The sequence below is a fragment of the uncultured Jannaschia sp. genome, from assembly GCF_947494025.1.
Lineage (GTDB): Bacteria > Pseudomonadota > Alphaproteobacteria > Rhodobacterales > Rhodobacteraceae > Jannaschia.
The window spans coordinates 73,715-91,395 of the sequence record NZ_CANLTQ010000005.1; the positions used below are offsets into that span (position 1 = coordinate 73,715).

At 61.5% G+C, this 17,681-nt stretch carries 18 protein-coding genes; 10 read left to right on the forward strand and 8 right to left on the reverse strand.

Annotated features, from left to right (window positions below):
- Positions 1-40: 40 nt before the first annotated feature.
- The gene (locus Q1B08_RS09490; protein ID WP_299817498.1) at positions 41-1,867 is read left to right on the forward strand and encodes a DEAD/DEAH box helicase; all 1,827 of its coding nucleotides are present in this window, start codon (positions 41-43) and stop codon (positions 1,865-1,867) included.
- 72 nt (positions 1,868-1,939) lie between these two features.
- Here Q1B08_RS09490 and Q1B08_RS09495 read toward each other — a convergent pair whose 3' ends face one another.
- Positions 1,940-2,809 carry a DMT family transporter gene (locus tag Q1B08_RS09495; protein ID WP_299817830.1) on the reverse strand — a complete coding sequence of 290 codons (870 nt, stop codon included), beginning with the start codon at positions 2,807-2,809 and terminating at the stop codon, positions 1,940-1,942.
- Between the two features lie 200 nt (positions 2,810-3,009).
- On the opposite strand from Q1B08_RS09495, the gene htpX reads away from it, so the two are divergent.
- Together htpX and secB are read left to right on the forward strand one after the other, a co-directional pair.
- On the forward strand, positions 3,010-3,981 hold the full coding sequence (gene htpX / locus Q1B08_RS09500; RefSeq protein WP_299817500.1) for a zinc metalloprotease HtpX: 972 nt from the start codon (positions 3,010-3,012) through the stop codon (positions 3,979-3,981).
- 140 nt (positions 3,982-4,121) lie between these two features.
- Complete coding sequence (gene secB / locus Q1B08_RS09505) at positions 4,122-4,667, forward strand: protein-export chaperone SecB (protein WP_299817502.1); 546 nt, start codon at positions 4,122-4,124, stop codon at positions 4,665-4,667.
- 1 nt (position 4,668) lies between these two features.
- Here the strand turns inward: secB and dnaQ are convergent, their stop codons facing one another.
- The 4 genes from dnaQ to Q1B08_RS09525 are packed head-to-tail and all read right to left on the reverse strand — an operon-like array spanning position 4,669 to position 7,302.
- On the reverse strand, positions 4,669-5,349 hold the full coding sequence (gene dnaQ / locus Q1B08_RS09510) for a DNA polymerase III subunit epsilon (RefSeq protein ID WP_299817504.1): 681 nt from the start codon (positions 5,347-5,349) through the stop codon (positions 4,669-4,671).
- Positions 5,346-5,912 (reverse strand): dephospho-CoA kinase, encoded by a 567-nt coding sequence (gene coaE / locus Q1B08_RS09515; RefSeq protein ID WP_299817506.1) that lies wholly within the window; start codon positions 5,910-5,912, stop codon positions 5,346-5,348. Before coaE ends, dnaQ begins: the two co-directional genes overlap by 4 nt.
- Complete coding sequence (locus tag Q1B08_RS09520; RefSeq protein ID WP_299817508.1) at positions 5,909-6,724, reverse strand: shikimate dehydrogenase; 816 nt, start codon at positions 6,722-6,724, stop codon at positions 5,909-5,911. The genes coaE and Q1B08_RS09520 overlap by 4 nt, the downstream gene beginning before the upstream one ends.
- Positions 6,721-7,302, reverse strand: coding sequence for a nucleoside triphosphate pyrophosphatase (locus Q1B08_RS09525; RefSeq protein WP_299817510.1), 582 nt, complete (start codon positions 7,300-7,302; stop codon positions 6,721-6,723). Before Q1B08_RS09525 ends, Q1B08_RS09520 begins: the two co-directional genes overlap by 4 nt.
- A 390-nt stretch (positions 7,303-7,692) precedes the next feature.
- Between Q1B08_RS09525 and hemJ the strand changes: the two genes are divergently transcribed.
- The 7 genes from hemJ (at position 7,693) to Q1B08_RS09560 (ending at position 15,017) form a co-directional block, all read left to right on the forward strand.
- Positions 7,693-8,130, forward strand: a complete 438-nt coding sequence (gene hemJ / locus Q1B08_RS09530; protein ID WP_299817512.1) for a protoporphyrinogen oxidase HemJ — start codon at positions 7,693-7,695, stop codon at positions 8,128-8,130.
- Between the two features lie 137 nt (positions 8,131-8,267).
- On the forward strand, positions 8,268-9,581 hold the full coding sequence (gene rho, locus Q1B08_RS09535) for a transcription termination factor Rho (protein WP_299817514.1): 1,314 nt from the start codon (positions 8,268-8,270) through the stop codon (positions 9,579-9,581).
- A 10-nt stretch (positions 9,582-9,591) separates the two neighbouring features.
- Positions 9,592-10,878 carry a tRNA uridine-5-carboxymethylaminomethyl(34) synthesis GTPase MnmE gene (mnmE, locus tag Q1B08_RS09540; RefSeq protein ID WP_299817516.1) on the forward strand — a complete coding sequence of 429 codons (1,287 nt, stop codon included), beginning with the start codon at positions 9,592-9,594 and terminating at the stop codon, positions 10,876-10,878.
- Between the two features lie 11 nt (positions 10,879-10,889).
- Complete coding sequence (gene mnmG, locus Q1B08_RS09545) at positions 10,890-12,743, forward strand: tRNA uridine-5-carboxymethylaminomethyl(34) synthesis enzyme MnmG (RefSeq protein ID WP_299817518.1); 1,854 nt, start codon at positions 10,890-10,892, stop codon at positions 12,741-12,743.
- Positions 12,733-13,344, forward strand: coding sequence for a 16S rRNA (guanine(527)-N(7))-methyltransferase RsmG (gene rsmG / locus Q1B08_RS09550; protein ID WP_299817519.1), 612 nt, complete (start codon positions 12,733-12,735; stop codon positions 13,342-13,344). Before mnmG ends, rsmG begins: the two co-directional genes overlap by 11 nt.
- Positions 13,334-14,122 (forward strand): ParA family protein, encoded by a 789-nt coding sequence (locus tag Q1B08_RS09555; RefSeq protein WP_299817520.1) that lies wholly within the window; start codon positions 13,334-13,336, stop codon positions 14,120-14,122. The genes rsmG and Q1B08_RS09555 overlap by 11 nt, the downstream gene beginning before the upstream one ends.
- Entirely contained in the window at positions 14,115-15,017 is a 903-nt protein-coding gene (locus tag Q1B08_RS09560; RefSeq protein WP_299817521.1) for a ParB/RepB/Spo0J family partition protein, read from the forward strand. Before Q1B08_RS09555 ends, Q1B08_RS09560 begins: the two co-directional genes overlap by 8 nt.
- Here Q1B08_RS09560 and hemW read toward each other — a convergent pair.
- The 3 genes from hemW to rph form a co-directional block, all read right to left on the reverse strand.
- Complete coding sequence (gene hemW / locus Q1B08_RS09565) at positions 15,009-16,160, reverse strand: radical SAM family heme chaperone HemW (protein ID WP_299817522.1); 1,152 nt, start codon at positions 16,158-16,160, stop codon at positions 15,009-15,011. The two genes, Q1B08_RS09560 and hemW, sit on opposite strands and share 9 nt — an antisense overlap.
- Positions 16,161-16,244: 84 nt before the next feature.
- Complete coding sequence (locus tag Q1B08_RS09570; protein WP_299817523.1) at positions 16,245-16,865, reverse strand: non-canonical purine NTP pyrophosphatase; 621 nt, start codon at positions 16,863-16,865, stop codon at positions 16,245-16,247.
- Entirely contained in the window at positions 16,862-17,575 is a 714-nt protein-coding gene (rph, locus tag Q1B08_RS09575; RefSeq protein ID WP_299817525.1) for a ribonuclease PH, read from the reverse strand. Before rph ends, Q1B08_RS09570 begins: the two co-directional genes overlap by 4 nt.
- Between the last annotated feature and the right edge of the window lie 106 nt (positions 17,576-17,681).

Consider the following 17,681-nt stretch of genomic DNA (forward strand, 5'->3'; position numbering starts at 1 on the left):
TCGGGGGTTGCGCCGCGGCGCCCATGATCCGAAGCGACGCATGCAACAACAGATCGGTTACCCGGTGATCCAGTCTCTTTCCGACGCGCTTTTCGAACGCGGCTACGACACTTTGACCCCCGTGCAGGAGGCGGTCATCGACCGCGCGCTGGAAGGGGCCGACCTCCTCGTCTCGGCTCAGACAGGCTCGGGCAAAACCGTCGGTTTCGGCCTCGCGATCGGATCGACGCTGCTCGGGGGAGCTGACAGGCTCGGTCCGGCGGCGGCGCCACTCGCGCTGATCGTCGCGCCGACGCGGGAACTGGCCTTCCAGGTCGCGCGCGAGCTCGGCTGGCTCTATGCGAAGGCCGGCGCGCGCGTGGCGACCTGCGTCGGTGGCATGGACATGCGCGACGAGCGCCGGACGCTGGAGCGGGGGGCGCATATCGTTGTCGGTACGCCCGGCCGGTTGCGCGACCATATCGGACGCGGCACGCTCGAGATGGGCGACCTGCGCGCCGTCGTCCTCGACGAGGCGGACGAGATGCTCGATCTGGGCTTCCGCGAGGATCTCGAGTTCATGCTGGGCGCGGCGCCGGTCGAACGACGCACGCTGTTGTTCTCGGCCACCGTGCCGCCGGCGATCGAGGCGCTGGCGCGGCAGTACCAGCGCGACGCGCGACGTGTCACGACCCAGACGGGTCGCAGCCAGCACGCCGACATCGCTTATCAGGCCCTCCGCGTCGCCGCGCAGGATGCCGAGACCGCCATCGTCAACGTTCTGCGCTTTCACGAGGCGCAGAACGCCATCGTCTTCGCCAACACGCGCGCGACGGTGAGCCGGCTGACCGCGCGCTTCGCCAATCGCGGCTTCCAGGTCGTCGCCCTGTCCGGCGAGCTGAGCCAGACCGAACGGACGCATGCCCTGCAGGCGATGCGCGACGGGCGGGCGCGGGTCTGCGTGGCCACCGACGTCGCGGCGCGGGGCATCGACCTTCCGAACCTCGAACTGGTGATCCACGCGGAGCTTCCGTCCAGTCCCGACAGCCTCCTGCACCGATCCGGTCGGACGGGGCGCGCCGGACGCAAGGGGATCTCGGCGCTGATCGTGCCGCCCAAGGCCGCGAAAAAGGCCGAGCGCATCCTGAAGGCGGCGCGCATCTCCGCCGAATGGATCGCCGCGCCGTCGGCCGAGGAGATCCTGCGCCGCGACGAGGAGCGTTTGCTGGCCGATCCGGTCTGGGACGCCGCCATCCCCGAGGAGGACGCGGCCTTCGGAGCGCGGCTCCTCGACCTTCATTCATCCGAAATCATCGCCGCAGCTTATCTACGCCTCTGGCGCGCTGGCCGTTCGGCGCCCGAAGAGCTCACTCTGCCGGATGCGCGCCCGGCCGCCGCAGCGCGTCCGCCCTTCGGGCCGAGCGCGTGGGTCGCGCTTTCGGTCGGCCGCGACGAGCGCGCCGAGCCGCGATGGCTGCTGCCGCTTCTGTGCCGGGCGGGCGGGCTCGACCGGGACGCGATCGGTGCGATCCGCGTCCAGGACACGGAAACCTTCGTCGAGCTTGCCGAGGGGCGCGTGCCGGACTTCCTCGCAGGCCTCGGAGACGGCGGTACGCTGGAGGAAGGCATCCGGGTCCGCCGGATCGACGCGCCGACGCCGGGCGCATCTGCGAAGCGCGCGGGGCCGCCCGCAAGCAAGCAATCACGCGCGAAACCGTCCGGAGCCGGGTCGAAGACCGGGGCGCGACCGTCGCAGGATCGCAAGAACGCTTCGGAGCGGACCTCCAAGCCGACGTTCAAGGCACCCGGCGCGAAAGGAAGCGCGCCGCGCGCCGGAAAAGCGAAGGCAAAGGGCAAGCCGGGTACGAAACCCGCCCCGAAGCGCTGAGCTGCAAGGGCGTCGCTGATCTATGGTATACGCCCGTGAAACGAGAACGTTCGCGGCCCATGTCCGCCGGCCCTACCTTCCCGCAGTGGCACGCAGGTTCACGTAGTTCGCCGCGAGGATCAGCGCTGCACCGGCAAGGATCACGGGATCGAAGGGCTCCGAATAGACCAACGCGCCGGTGATGGCCGCGACGGGCAGACGCAGGAAATCGAACGGCATCACGAACGAGGCCGGCGCGTAGCTCAGCGCGGTGGTCAGACAGAGATGGGCCGATAATCCCGCCATGCCGATGACCAGCAGCCACGGCCAGAGCGTCGACGAGGGGAGCGTGATGGCGCCGTCATATCCTGCCGCGACCAAGCCCATTCCCGCCTGCATCGCGGTCAGCCAGAACAGGATCGACGTTATCGACTCGGTCCGGGTGAGGATCTTCGTCAGAATCGCGGAGCCGGCGAAGCCGATTGCGGCCAGCGCCGCCGCCGCCTGTCCGGGGGCGATTCCCGAAAGGCTCGGTCGCACGATAATCATGATGCCCGCGAACCCCGCAACGGCCACCGCAGCTTTTGTCCGCGTCAACCGCTCCGACAGGAAAAGCGGCGCGGCGAGGGCGACCCAGAGCGGGGTCGTGAACTCCATCGCGAAGACCTGCGCCAGAGGGATCAGGGTGAGCGCGAGGAACCACAGGTTCTGTCCGACGAAATGCGACAGGTTCCGCGCGAGATGCAGGCCCAGCCGACGGGTCCGGATGTCCGGAAGGCGGCCGAACAGCGTGGCGCCCGCCAGGACGAGCACGATGCCGATGATCGAACGGTAGAGCATGAGCTCGAACGTATCGAGTTCGGAGGAGACCGCCCGCCCCGCCACCGCCATCAGAGTGAACGAGGCGACGGCACCCATCATCCAGAGGGCGGCGAGTCTGTATGCGGGGCCGGTCGAGATCATGCGCGTCTGTGCGGCAGCGGCAGCGGCCACCGCAAGGCCCGATACGGCGGCAAAGCCGGCCGTTGGCCGTTTCCCCACCGAGGGGACGGCTCGAGCCCGCCTGTGATGGGCTGACATGGCTCGTCACTATCTACGTCGGACTAGGCAGGACGCCGCCCCGTTCCCATATCTTGGCTGAATCAGGGATTGGGGGTGGTCTCGTGAGCTACGCTCGTACAGCGCTTCTCATGGCCGTCATGACGGCGCTTTTCGTCGGCGTCGGTTGGCTTCTGGCGGGAACGTTTGGTGCCGCGATTGCCCTCGCGATCGCGGCGGCGATGAACGTCGTCTCTTGGTGGAACTCCGACAAGATGGTGCTTCGGATGCACAATGCCCGGCCCGTGCCGCCCGGCGACCGGTCGGGCTTGCACGACATGACGGCGCGTCTGGCCCGGAATGCGGGGCTCCCCGCGCCGGCCTTGTACCTGATCGACACGCCGCAGCCCAACGCCTTCGCCACAGGCCGCTCTCCGGAGAATGCCGCGGTGGCGGTGACGAGCGGCCTGTTGCGGCGCCTTTCGTCCGAAGAGGTCGCGGGCGTGATCGCGCATGAACTGGCGCATATCCGCAACCGCGACACGCTTCTGATGACGGTGACCGCCACCTTTGCCGGCGCGATCTCCGTTCTGGCCAATTTCGGGCTCCTGTTCGGCGGACGGCGCGAGAATCCCGTCGGCCTCGTCGGCACGCTGGCGATGATGGTGCTCGCGCCCCTCGCCGCGATGCTCGTTCAGACCGCCATCTCCCTTACGCGCGAGTTCGAGGCGGATCGCGTTGGCGCCGAGATCTGCGGCCAACCGCTTTGGCTCGCCTCGGCGCTCGGGAAGATCGCGGGCGCGGCGGCCGGGATCGACAACCACACCGCCGAGCGTAATCCCGCGTCGGCGCATATGTTCATCGTCAATCCGCTCCACGCCCATGCCGTCGACGGCCTGTTCCGGACCCATCCGCCCACGGAAGCGCGTGTCGCGGAGCTGCGGAAGATGGCGGAGGGCGGGACGACGTCGCGAAATTTCGAGCGCCCGTCCCGTTCGCCGCACGGCGGGCCCTGGTCGCAGAGGCCTACGGATGGAGGGTCGCGCCGCGCCGGTTCGAGCCGGGTGCCGAAGGTCGGACGAAGGCGGGACGACTGAGCGACGTCGCCGATACGGCGACAGGTTCCAGCACGCATCGAGCGGTGCGTCCATCTGCACCCTCGGCGACCCTCGGTTGTGACGTCCCCACCCCTCTGGTAACGGAACATGACCCAATTCTGACCCGAGGATGATGCCAGATGGCCGACGAAGACCAGACGACCGATACGCCCAAGACCGACGAAGCCAAACCCGAGGGTGGCCCGAACGGCGCGGCGCAGCCGCAGCAGATGCCGCAGATGCAGGTGCTCGGCCAATTCATCCGCGACCTCTCCTTCGAGAACGTGGCCGTCCAGAAGGGCCGCGCGATGGAAGGGCAACCCGATATCAGCGTGAAGGTCGGACTCGAGGCGAAGAAGCGCAGCGCGGAGGGCCAGTACGAGGTCGCCGTGAAGCTGAACGTGACTGGCAAGGTGAAGGGCGCGGACGAGCCGATCTTCGCGATGGAGCTCGATTATGCGGGCGTCTTCGCGATCTCGAACGTGCCTGAGAACCAGATGCACCCGTATCTGATGATCGAATGCCCGCGGATGCTGTTCCCGTATCTGCGTCGCATCGTTTCCGACGTATCGCGCGATGGCGGCTTCCCGCCGCTTAACCTCGAGAACATCGATTTCGTCGCTCTCTACCGCAACGAAGTCACGCGCCGCATGCAAGCCGAAACCGGCCAGCAAAAGCCGTCCTGAGCTAGCGCCTCCACAGCGCGCCGTCGCCCAGACCGTCGACGAAGGCAGCATGGGCGACGAGCTCCGCCTCCGTCAAACGCGGGGGCAAGGGCGCAGGCCTGGACCCGGGGGTCCAGTTGCCCTGTCCCGTCTCGCGCGCCGCTCCCTGGGCGACAAGCGACATGGTAGGCTGACGCCCGCCAATCAGCTCCAGATAAACCTCCGCCAGGATCTCGCTGTCGAGAAGCGCACCGTGTTTCGTCCGCGAGGAGTTGTCGACGCCGAACCGCCGGCAAAGCGCGTCGAGCGAGGCGGGCGCGCCCGGGAATTTTGCACGGGCGATGCTTAGCGTGTCGATCGCCCGGTCCATCGGCAAGCGCGGCAGGCCCATCCATTCGAGTTCCGCGTTCAGAAACTTCATGTCGAAGGCGGCATTATGGATCACCAGCTTCGCGTCGCCGATGAAGTCGAGGAACGCCTGTCCGACCTGCCGGAAGACGGGGAAGTCCTTCAGGAAGTCATCGCCGAGCCCATGCACCTCGAACGCGCCCTGCGGCATGCTGCGTTCGGGATTGATGTATTGATGGTAAACCTCGCCCGTGGCGACGTGGTTGACAAGCTCGACCGCGCCGATCTCCACGATCCGGTCGCCGGTCTCCGGCTCGAACCCGGTGGTCTCGGTGTCGAGGACGATTTCTCTCACGTCAGCTCCTTCACGATTGCCAGGACGGCAGCGCGTGCCGAGTCCATGTCGATCGTCTCGATGATGTAATCGGCGCGGGCACGCTTGTCAGCATCGGACATCTGACGGGCGAGGATGGCCTCGAACTGCGCCTCCGTCATCGTGCCGCGACCGAGGACGCGGTCGCGCTGCATCGCGGGCGGCGCACTCACGACGGCGACACGATCCACGCCTGCCTCCGCGCCGGTCTCGAAGAGAAGCGGGATGTCGAGCACGACGAGGGGCGCGTCCCTCTCGAGGAACGCCGTGCGACGCGACGCGACGAGCGGATGCACGATGGCCTCGATCCGCCCGAGTGCGTCGGGGTCTTCGGCAACGATGCGGCGCAGCGCATTGCGATCCACGGTGCCGTTCCGCACCGCTTCGTGAAATGCCGCGGCGATCGGTGCGACCGCCGCCCCGCCCTTCGCATAAAGCCGATGAACGGTGTCGTCCGCGTCCCAGACCGGAACGTCCAACTCGCGGAACATTCCCGCGGTCGTGGACTTTCCCATGCCGATCGAGCCGGTCAGACCGAGAATCACGAAAGTACCGCCCGCCGGAGCGCGTCGTCCACCACCGGGGTCGTGCCGAACCAATCGGCGAAGCCCGGTACGGCCTGATGCAGGAGCATTCCGAGTCCGTCGATGATCGGATTGCCCCGTGCGGCGGCCCACCGCAGGAGCGGCGTCTCAAGCGGTGTGTAGACGATATCCGTCACCAGCGCGTCCGTCGGCAGCTCGTCGAAATCGAGCGTCAGCGGTGGTTGCCGGGTCATGCCGAGGCTCGTCGCATTGACCAGCAGACCCTGTGCTCCGAGCACCGTCGGCATCTCCTCCCACCGTATGACATCGACACGTTCGCCGCAGGTCACCGCCAGCGCCTCCGCCCGTTCGGTCGTACGATTGGCGAGCGTGACTCGTGGAACGCCGGACCGGAGCAGCGCATCGACGATTCCCCGCGCCGCGCCGCCCGCGCCGAGCACCAGGGCCGGCCGGTCCGCGCGCCAACCCGGCGCACCTTGCCGCAGGTTCTCGATGAAGCCGATCCCGTCGGTGTTATCGGCGAGGATGCGACCTTGCCGGAAGGAAAGCGTGTTCGCAGCCCCCACAGCCCCGGCGCGTTCCGTCACCTCATCCGCGCGCGCGAAGACCGCCTCCTTGTGCGGGATGGTCACGTTGACGCCGGCGAAGCCGAGCCGGGGCAGCAGGCGCAACATCTCGTCGAGATCGGCCGCCCGGACATGCAGCGGCACGTAATACCCGTCGATACCGTAGCGTGCGAGCCAGTGTCCGTGCAGTCGCGGCGAGCGGCTGTGCCCGATCGGATCGCCGATAACGCCGGCCAGAATGCTCATGCCGCGATCTCCCCTCGTGCGATCAGGTAATCGATGAGCGGGAGCAGCGGGAGGCCCAAGACGGCGAAATAGTCGCCGTCGACGCGGTGAAACAATCGCGCGCCCTCGCCCTCGAGCGTGTAACTGCCAGCCGAATGACGGATTTGGTCCCAGTTCCGGGCAACGTAGTCCTCGATATAGGCCTCGGAGACGCGGCGCATGACCATCCGCACGCTTGCGATATGGCGCCAGACCGGCCGGTCCGCCTCCGCGACGACCGCGGCGGAGTGGAGGCTGTGGGTTCGTCCCGTCAGTGCCCGGAGCTGCGCCACCGCCTCCTCCGGCGTTCCGGGCTTGGAAAAAAGCGTTCCCTCATGGTCGGCGGTCTGATCGCAACCGAGGATCAGTCCCGGTGCGCGAATTCGAAGCGCCTTCAGCTCGGCCAACGCGTCAGCCACCGCGCGCGGTCCGTGGCCCTCGGCCAGCAGCGCGTCCTTCACCATCGCCTCGTCCACCCGCGACGGACGCGCTTCGAATAGAATTGCCGCATCGGCGAGCAATTTGCGTCGCGTCTCGGAGGTGGAGGCGAGGATCAACATGGGAGAACCCTGTGAGGAACCGTCAGGAGAAGCCTGTCGGAAAGCATGTGACACGAATGGCCGCCCCGGCGCCGGAGGACAAGTCGGCCGCTTTCCGCGATTCCCGCGCATCTTGTCCGCCGGTGGAAACTTTTCTCCCTGGGTGTGGAGCAACGGATCCATGCAGGGTGTCTTCCGGTTCTTCCCCGGACTTCTCCACAAGCGGTAGCGCCTTGCGATCTCGACTGGGCAGTGCTTATCCCCCGTCTACCGGATCCCGAATACAAAGTTCTCCCCATCTGTGGGATCCCTGTGGAGAACGGTTAATCCCCGTCATTCACAGGTCCTACAAACAACTTCATCTTCTTTCTTCCTTCTTGATTGGTAGGAGGACCGCAGGAGGATCACGCAATGGCGGATCTCTATCTCTGGTTGAAAGCGGGCCATGTGATCTCGGTGATCGCGTGGATGGCGGGCATCTTCTATCTGCCGAGGCTCTTCGTGTATCATGCGGAGCAGCGGTCCGTGGTCCCGGGCATGATGCCGGTCCTCGAGGTGATGGAACGGCGGCTCCTGCGGGCGATCATGACGCCCGCCATGATCGCCACCTGGGTATTCGGACTCTCGCTGATCGCGCTTGGTGTCGTCGATTGGAGTGCCGTATGGCCTTGGACGAAAGCCGCGAGCGTCTTTGGCATGACGGCCTTTCATATGTGGTGCGTGGGTGAGCGGAAGCGACTTGCGTCCGGGACCTCCGTCCACGACGGGCGACACTACCGGATGATGAACGAGGTGCCGACCGGCCTCCTCATAGTGATCGTCGTGTCGGTGATCGTACGACCGTTCTGATTGACTTCTCCGACTCCAGCACTTAGCTGTCCTTCACTGGTGGGCCGTCCTGGCCCGGAATGCCGGTTCCCATACTCTTCAAATACAGGCGCCGCTCCGGACCTCGGGGCTTGGATTGGCCGCTGCGAGACATCGACATGCGTGACGACGAATTCCCGACTGAATCGACCTCCGAGACCGGCACAGTCGAAACGTTGAACCTCCGTGACCTGAAGGCGATGTCGCCGAAGGCGCTCGTGGACATGGCCGAAGATCTCGAGATCGAGAACGCCTCGACCATGCGTAAGGGCGAGATGATGTTCTCGATCCTGCGCGAACGTGCTGACGAGGGCTGGGAGATCTCCGGCGAAGGCGTGCTCGAGGTTCTCCAGGACGGGTTCGGCTTCCTGCGTGCGCCCGAGGCGAACTACCTGCCAGGTCCCGACGACATCTACGTCTCGCCGGATGTGATTCGCGCGCATTCCCTGCGAACCGGTGATACGGTCGAGGGCGTCATTCAGGCGCCTGAGGAGAACGAACGGTATTTCGCGATCATCAAGGTGACGCAGATCAACTTCGCTGATCCTGAAATGGCCAAGCACAAGGTCAGCTTCGATAACCTCACACCGCTTTATCCGGACGAGAGGTTCCGGATGGAGATCGAGGATCCGACGATCAAGGATCGCTCGGCGCGGATCATCGATCTAGTCGCGCCGATCGGTAAAGGTCAGCGATCCCTGATCGTTGCGCCGCCGAGAACCGGCAAGACGGTTTTGCTGCAAAATATTGCGAAGTCTATCGAGACGAACCATCCTGAGTGTTATCTCATGGTTCTGTTGATTGACGAACGTCCTGAGGAAGTGACCGACATGCAACGTTCGGTGAAGGGCGAGGTCATTTCCTCGACCTTCGACGAGCCGGCTACGCGCCACGTCGCCGTAAGCGAGATGGTGATCGAAAAAGCGAAGCGTCTTGTCGAGCACAAACGCGACGTCGTAATCCTCCTCGACTCAATCACACGCCTCGGTCGTGCGTTCAACACCGTTGTTCCGTCCTCGGGCAAGGTCCTTACCGGCGGCGTCGATGCCAACGCATTGCAGCGGCCCAAGCGTTTCTTCGGGGCGGCCCGGAATATCGAGGAAGGCGGTTCCCTCACGATCATTGCGACGGCCCTGATCGATACCGGAAGCCGGATGGACGAAGTGATCTTTGAGGAATTCAAGGGCACCGGTAACAGTGAGATCGTGCTCGACCGAAAGGTCGCTGATAAACGCGTCTTCCCGGCCATGGACATTCTCAAATCCGGAACACGGAAGGAGGAGCTTCTCGTCGATCCGAAGAATCTGCAGAAAACATTTGTACTTCGCCGGATTCTGAACCCCATGGGAACGACGGACGCGATCGAATTCCTGATTGGGAAACTAAAACAGACGAAGACGAATTCCGACTTCTTCGAGTCGATGAACTCGTAATGGTATCACTGTGTCTGACACGATCTACGCTCTCGCCACTGCGGCTGGGAAATCCGGTGTCTCGATCATTCGGTTATCTGGTCCAGCAAGTATAGCTGTCCTCACCGCTCTGGGTGGGCCTGTACCCGAGCCGCGCAAGGCGCAACTCTATTTCTTGCGCGATCAGGCCGGTGAAATCCTCGATCAGGCCGTTGTCCTGCGTTTCGCTGAGAAAGCGAGTTTTACGGGCGAAGAAATCGTGGAATTTCAGTGCCACGGCAGTATGGCCGTCGTGAAGGCAATCTTCAGTGCAATCGAGGAAACGGGGTTGGCTCGGTTGGCGGAGCCCGGCGAATTTACCCGGCGGGCATTGCTGAACGATCGGATGGATCTGACGCAGGTGCAGGGTCTGGCCGATCTGATTGATGCCGACACAGAAGTTCAGCGCCGTCATGCTATGCGCGTTTTCGACGGGGAGCTGACGCAAGTGGTCGAAAGTTGGCGGCGGGACCTCATCAGAGCTCGGGCGCTTTTAGAAGCGACCATTGATTTTGCCGACGAGGACGTACCCCAAGACGTTTTGCCAGAAGTCTCAGAGCTCATCCTAAGCGTTATTACTTCTCTAGAGGCACAGCTGTCAGGCGTCGGAAGCGCGGAACGAATACGGGACGGTTTCGATATCGCGATTGTCGGCGCTCCAAATGTGGGTAAAAGTTCTCTTTTAAACGCCTTAACCAAGAGCGATGCCGCGATCGTCTCTGAGATTCCAGGAACCACTCGGGATTTGATTGAGGTCCGTTTGGATGTTGGCGGCTTCCAGATCAACTTAATTGATACCGCTGGACTTCGCGACACAAATGATGTGGTCGAGCGAATTGGTGTTGAGCGCGCTCGCGACCGCGCCGCTCGGGCCGATTTACGAATATTCCTCTATGAGGACAGTAAGCCTGTTCCGGAAGACGTAACCTATGTCGCTGGTGATATAAAATTACGTACGAAGTCAGATATATCCGGACACACCGACGGGATATCGACGGTAACCGGCCAAGGCGTATCTGAGCTTTTACTGGATATTTCACATCGTCTTTCCAAAATATCTCGGGAGGCCGGCCTCGTTTCTCGAAGTCGTGATCAACAGGCGATTTCTTGGGCCTTAGGCCTTCTCAAGGAAGTGCTTCATGCACTGACGAGCACCGAGGTGGAACTCCTAGCAAGTGATATCGGTGCTGCGACGGAATACCTAAATAGGATCGTCGGTCGGGTTGATGTCGAGACGATCTTGGGGGAAATCTTCAGTTCGTTCTGCCTTGGCAAATAGGAGCGTTTCACGTGAAACAATCGGATTACGATGTTGTCGTGGTTGGCGGCGGGCACGCGGGCTGTGAGGCCGCACACGCCGCGGCCCGGATGGGTGCTCGTGTGGGTATTGTGACGTTTCGAAAAGGGGACCTTGGCGCTATGTCCTGCAATCCTGCTATCGGCGGGCTTGGTAAAGGGCATCTCGTTCGCGAGATCGACGCGTTAGATGGTGTGATGGGAAAGGCCGCTGATCGGTCCGGCATCCAATTTCGCCTTTTGAACAGGCGGAAGGGACCAGCCGTGCAGGGACCCCGAGCCCAAACTGATCGCGCAGAGTATGCGCGGGTGATTCAACGGATGACGGAGAATTGCCCGGACATAACGGTGATTGAGGGCGAGGTAACTGGACTAGACTTCCTAAGCCACACAATCCGCGGAGTAACACTCAACGACGATTCAACGATCCGTGCACCGGCGGTTATAATTACCACGGGAACGTTTCTGGGGGGAAAGATACATATCGGCAAACGCGTCATCGAGGGCGGCCGGGCGGGCGCGGCTGCCTCAACGCGATTGGCCCAGAGTGTATCTGACCTAGGTCTCCGGGTCGGCCGATTAAAAACCGGGACGCCCCCGCGTCTTAATAAGCACACGATCCATTATGACGAGCTTGAGTCGCAACCAGGTGACGATCAGCCGTTTTTGTTTTCGTTTGAGGGTAACAAGCCGGTTATGCGGCAGGTTCCTTGTCACATAACGCATACCAACACACGCACCCATGACATCATCAGGGAGAATCTCGCGTCATCGGCTCTCTTCGGAGGCGCTATCGACGGTGTAGGTCCACGATACTGTCCTTCGATCGAAGATAAAGTGACGCGTTTTGCGGATAAAGACTCCCATCAAATCTTTCTCGAACCGGAGGGATTGGAGAGCGATTGGGTGTACCCAAACGGAGTTTCCACATCGCTCCCAGATGATGTTCAAGAAGCTTATATACGTACGATCGTCGGCTTGGAGAATGCGCAGATAATTCAACCAGGATATGCGATCGAGTATAGTTACATTGACCCCCGATCGCTCGATAACACGCTAGCGGTTCCCGGTGCGGCAGGACTATATTTCGCGGGTCAGATCAATGGTACGACGGGATATGAAGAAGCAGCAGCTCAGGGATTGGTAGCAGGTCTAAACGCCGCGAAGTACGTGAGGGGGGAAGAACCGGTTCTATTTTCGCGAACGACTTCGTATATCGGCGTCCTCTTAGACGATCTTACTACACGCGGCGTCACTGAGCCATACAGAATGTTCACGTCTCGAGCAGAGTTCAGGCTCTCGTTGAGAGCGGACAACGCGGATACTCGTCTTACTTTGTTAGGGATAGAAATAGGCTGCGTCTCCAGAGAAAGACGATTGGCCTTCTATAGAAGGCAGGAGGTATTAGCGGCTTATCGCGCTGACACCTCTAAAAACGAGTTTCTTCAAGAAAAATTATCCGCGGATCACTACGAAACGGCTTCTGGAGCTGTTACATCGAACGCACGATCTCTCAGTCGGCGAGTAGAAGATGATAATAGAAATTCTCCTGCGGTGCGCCATCTGGCAATCGGCATTCGGCGTGAAGTTGAGGCGGATGTCCGGTACGGCCCCTATATCAAGCGCCAGATTCGAGATGTTGAGAAACTGAGAGAGAATGAGAAGGTTGAGATTTCCTCTAGGATCTCGTTTAATAATGTCGCCGGGCTCTCTAACGAGTTGAAGAAAAAGCTGGAGCTCGTGCAACCACGAAATCTTGATCAGGCTTCAAGAATCGAGGGTATGACGCCTGCTGCCCTTTTACTGATTCTCTCGGTAGTCAGGAAAGCCGCGTACCGTGCTGCCTGATTTTAATGACAGGAACGTTTCACGTGAAACAACAGAGAAGCTGATTCTCTATACCAAGCTTCTAGAACGCTGGAACAAGCATATCAATCTTATCGGATCCGGGACAACTGACAAGATCTGGGACAGGCATATAGTCGACGGACTCAATGTCATAAGGGCGTCGAAAACGAAGCGTTCATGGTACGACATCGGATCAGGCGGTGGCATTCCGGGCGTCATAGTCGCAGTCATCCTGGGTAAAACGCGTAGTGTTTCTCTCGTGGAATCCGATGGACGAAAGTGTGCGTTCCTCAGGAATGTTCGTAGGGAATTGGGGATCGATTTTGCCGTAATTAATGACCGTGTTGAAAATCTAAGCGTGGATAACGCTGGAACGATAAGCGCTCGTGCGCTCGCCCCGCTCTGGAAGCTCCTCGAAATGACCGGAGAAATTAGAACGGAACGTACCGAGTTCCTTTTTTTTAAGGGAAGAAACTGGGCTGAAGAGGTAGGTACCGCTCGCCAAGGTTGGGAATTTGCGCTAGAAATGCTCCCGAGTCCAACGGCGGAAGTGCCTATACTTCGATTGACAAATGTAAGGCAGAAGCAAAATGCAAGCTAAGGTTGTTGCTGTCGCCAACCAAAAAGGCGGTGTTGGGAAAACGACGACGGCGATCAACCTTGGGGCGGCACTCGCAATGCGCGGTCACCGTACCCTGATCGTTGACCTTGATCCGCAGGGAAACGCGTCGACTGGACTAGGGGTGAGTCGGGATACACGGGATCTAAGCACCTACGATTTGCTGTTAAGTGACGTTTCTGCAAATATTGCGTCACAAAGTACCGAAATCGACGGTCTAAATATTATTCCGGCAACGATGGATCTAAGTTCTGCTGACAGCGAGTTAATGTCGAGTAGCCGACGCGTCGGTCATCTCAGAACTGCGTTGCGCGACCGGGAAACATCCTTCGAATATGTCTTCATTGACTGCCCCCCTTCACTTAACCTGTTGACTATAAACGCTTTTGTTGCTTCGGATACAATTTTGGTCCCGCTACAAGCCGAATTCTTCGCTCTGGAAGGTCTATCGCAGCTTCTCCTAACCGCCCGCGAGGTTCGCAGTTCGGCGAATCCGGATCTCAGGATCGAAGGCGTCTTGCTTACGATGTTTGATCGCCGGAATAATCTCTGTCAGCAGGTCGAAGACGATGCCAGACAGAACTTGGGAGAACTGGTACTCGAGACGAAGATCCCACGTAACGTTAGGTTAAGCGAAGCACCAAGCTACGCGATGCCGGTCTTGAACTATGATCCAACATCGCGTGGAGCGATCGCTTATCGAACGCTGGCCGGAGAATTTTTGCAGCGCAACCGAGTAAAGGAGACGACGCATGTCTGAAAGCGCACAAAAGCGTCCGATGCGGCGCGGCCTTTCCGCATTGATGGCCGATGTAGGCGTAACGGCGACGGAGATGTCCGAGACACGCGAGTCGAACCCAGATCGATCAATTCCAATCGAAGCGATCCATCCAAACCCGGAACAACCGAGGCGCTCGTTCAGAGAAGAAGATCTATCGGATCTTGCGTCTTCGATTGCGCAGAAGGGTGTCTTACAACCCCTTATCGTGCGGCCGGATCCGACTCGACCGGCATGCTACCAGATCGTCGCGGGCGAACGGCGGTGGCGTGCTGCCCAACGCGCCGGTCTGCATGAGTTGCCCGTCATTGTTCGGGCATTAGACGATACCGAGGTTCTGGAAATTGCCATCGTCGAGAACATTCAGCGAGCAGACCTAAATGCGATGGAAGAGGCGCACGGGTTCAGGCAGCTCATGGAACGCTTTGGCCATACCCAGGAACAGCTGGCAAGCGTCCTTGGAAAGTCTCGTAGCCACATCGCTAACGTCATGCGCCTCCTGAAGTTGCCGGATGTCGTTCAGGACCATCTCAGAGATGGCGCATTGTCGGCAGGGCACGCGCGCGCCTTGATCGGGGTCGAAGACCCGGAAGGTCTGGCAAGGCAAGTTATTGCGAAGGGCCTTTCCGTACGTGAAACGGAACGGCTGGTGAAATCGCAGACATCCGGTACTGCTCTTAAACCTACGAGGCCAACCCAAGCTTCGGAAAAAAATGCTGACACGCGGGCGCTTGAGGGAGACATCACGGCGGCACTCGGGCTTTCCGTCGATATCCGTCACGATGCGGGCACGCAGGCAGGTATTGTGACGATCCGCTACAAATCTCTAGAAGATCTCGACCGGCTCTGTTCGCAACTTACGAAGGTGTCAGTCTGATACGAGCCGCGACAGAATGGTATCCAAGAGCAAGGCGCCCGACTCCGTCGTCCTGAGGAAGTTCCCTTCGACAGAGAGAAAACCGTCAGCCATCAATTCCGAAAGATGACGCTCGTTCAAGTAACCGTCGAGCGCCGTGAAATGCGAAAGATCCGTGCCCTCGGCCATTCGTAGGCTCATTAGCAGATATTCCTCAGCCCTGTCCGTAGGAGAAAGTCGCTGCTGCCGTGTCGTCGCGAGCGGGGAGGTGGACGCGTCAAGCCACGCTTGCGGCATCCGCAAGGCTTCTGTCGCGAACCGGCAGTCGGGTAGCGTCAATCGTCCGTGTGCCCCGGGCCCGATTCCGACCCAGTCGCCGCCGCGCCAGTAAACGAGATTATGCCGCGCCTCCCTACCGGGCCGCGCATGGTTCGACGTCTCGTACCGACGCAGGCCGGCTGCGCTCGTGAGGTCCTGCGTGACAGTCCAGAGATCGACGGCGCGATCCTCATCCGGTAATCCATGCAGGCGCCCCTGGGCGCGCCGGGCTCCGAAGGCCGTCCCGTCCTCGATGGTAAGTTGGTAGAGCGATAGGTGTTCGCCGGCAAAAGACAATGCGAGGGAAAGTTCCCGCTCCCACTCTACGACGGCCTGATCCTGTCGGGCATAGATGAGATCGAACGAGACACGTTCGGTCAGCGTCTGCGCTATGTCGAATGCCCTTCGACCCTCCGCAGAGGTGTGGAGACGCCCCAATCGCCGCAAATCCCCGTCGTTCAATGCTTGTAAACCAACCGAAAACCGGTTCACGCCGGCGTCGACGAACTCGGCGAATCGACCAGCCTCGACGGATGTCGGGTTCGCCTCGAGCGTCACTTCGAGATCGTTCGCAGGGAGCCATCCTTTCCGAGCGGCCATGACCACGGCACTGACGGTTTCCGGGGCCATGAGGGACGGCGTGCCGCCGCCGAAGAAAATGGATCCGAGGATGCGCCCCGGCGTGCGCTCGATCCAGGCAGATAGATCCCGCAGAAGCGCGTCCCGCCAGCAGGCGTGGTCCACCTCGGACACGACATGCGAATTGAAATCGCAATAGGGGCACTTCGCGGCGCAGAACGGCCAATGGACGTAAAGGCCGAACCCGCCGCGTTGCCAGTTTTCCATGATGGAACTCCGATCACCGGGATACGGCCCAGATAACAACGGATCAGGAGCACGCAAGGGATCGCCCCGAACGTGTCCGCGGTGCTATCCCGAGGCGTCTGTCCCGAAACAGGCTTGCATCCTGCGCAAGGCAACGGCGCGATGGCTCAACACGTTCTTCGTCTCGATCGGCATTTCGCCGAACGTGATGTCGTGGCCGTCCGGCATGAAGATCGGGTCGTAGCCGTGTCCCGCCACGCCGCGCATCGGCCAAACGATCCGGCCAGGCACGTTGCCCTCGAACACTTCCTCGTGCCCGTCGGGCCATAGCAGCAACAGGGTCGCGTGAAACCGGGCGGTGCGCGGCTCGGGCGCACGGCGCGCTTCGAGTTCGTTCCAGGCCCGCGTCATGGCGATGCGGAAGTCTCGTCCGGAGGGCGTCTCCGCCCAATCAGCGGTATGGACGCCAGGCGCGCCGTCGAGAGCGTCGATCTCCAGACCGGAATCGTCGGCGAGAGCAGGGAGATCCGTCGCCGTCACGGCCGCGCGCGCCTTGATACGGGCGTTGCCGACGAAGCTATTCTCGGTCTCCTCGGGCTCCGGCAAATCGTAATCGGCGTTCGAATGGCAGGTGATGCCGTAGGGCGCAAGCAGAGATTGGAATTCCTCGAGCTTGCCGCGATTGTGCGTCGCGATCAGCAACTCCTTGCCCTCGAACCGTCTCACGCCACGGCGGCCTTCTGTGCCGCGACGAGCTCGTCCACGCCCTTTTGCGCCAGCGCCATGAGCTCGAGGAACTGGTCCTGCGAAAAGGTCGAACCCTCGGCGCTTGCCTGCAACTCGATGAGCCGCCCGGCCCCGGTCATCACGAAATTTCCGTCCGTTCCCGCCTCGCTGTCTTCCGGATAGTCGAGGTCGAGTACGGGTTGACCCGCATAGATGCCGCAGCTTACGGCGGCAACGTGATCGGTCAGCGGATCGGTGACGATGTCGCCTGACTTCATCAGCCTGTTCACCGCGAGCCGAAGTGCGACCCAGCCCCCGGTGATCGAGGCACAGCGCGTGCCCCCGTCGGCCTGGATGACGTCGCAATCGACGGTGATCTGCCGCTCGCCCATGGCGTTGCGGTCCACACCGGCCCGCAGGGACCGCCCGATCAGACGCTGAATCTCCTGCGTGCGGCCGGATTGCTTGCCGGCGGCCGCTTCCCTGCGCATCCGCGTGTTCGTCGCGCGGGGCAGCATCCCGTATTCGGCCGTCACCCAACCCTGCCCGGAATTGCGCAGGAACGGCGGCACCCGTTCCTCGAGCGACGCCGTGCAAAGCACATGCGTGTCGCCGCAGCGGATCATGCAGGAGCCTTCGGCATGGCGGGTCACGTCGATCTCGATGGAGATACCGCGCATCTGGTCGAGGTCTCGGCCCGAAGGTCGCATTTGTTCTCTCCTGCTCGCATCCGCTTTTCTATCGGGATCACATGCCTTTCCACATGCTATGGTGCAACCCCGCGATTGACCGCCCCGGTTGCGGTTCTTACATCCG

Excerpts from the sequence above, each read along its gene's own strand:
- Q1B08_RS09490 (WP_299817498.1), top strand. The coding sequence starts at position 41 with ATGCAACAACAGATCGGTTACCCGGTGATCCAGTCTCTTTCCGACGCG.
- Q1B08_RS09495 (WP_299817830.1), bottom strand. The coding sequence starts at position 2,809 with ATGATCTCGACCGGCCCCGCATACAGACTCGCCGCCCTCTGGATGATG.
- secB (WP_299817502.1), top strand. The coding sequence starts at position 4,122 with ATGGCCGACGAAGACCAGACGACCGATACGCCCAAGACCGACGAAGCC.
- Q1B08_RS09520 (WP_299817508.1), bottom strand. The coding sequence starts at position 6,724 with ATGAGCATTCTGGCCGGCGTTATCGGCGATCCGATCGGGCACAGCCGC.
- Q1B08_RS09525 (WP_299817510.1), bottom strand. The coding sequence starts at position 7,302 with ATGTTGATCCTCGCCTCCACCTCCGAGACGCGACGCAAATTGCTCGCC.
- hemJ (WP_299817512.1), top strand. The coding sequence starts at position 7,693 with ATGGCGGATCTCTATCTCTGGTTGAAAGCGGGCCATGTGATCTCGGTG.
- rho (WP_299817514.1), top strand. The coding sequence starts at position 8,268 with ATGCGTGACGACGAATTCCCGACTGAATCGACCTCCGAGACCGGCACA.
- Q1B08_RS09555 (WP_299817520.1), top strand. The coding sequence starts at position 13,334 with ATGCAAGCTAAGGTTGTTGCTGTCGCCAACCAAAAAGGCGGTGTTGGG.
- Q1B08_RS09560 (WP_299817521.1), top strand. The coding sequence starts at position 14,115 with ATGTCTGAAAGCGCACAAAAGCGTCCGATGCGGCGCGGCCTTTCCGCA.
- hemW (WP_299817522.1), bottom strand. The coding sequence starts at position 16,160 with ATGGAAAACTGGCAACGCGGCGGGTTCGGCCTTTACGTCCATTGGCCG.
- rph (WP_299817525.1), bottom strand. The coding sequence starts at position 17,575 with ATGCGACCTTCGGGCCGAGACCTCGACCAGATGCGCGGTATCTCCATC.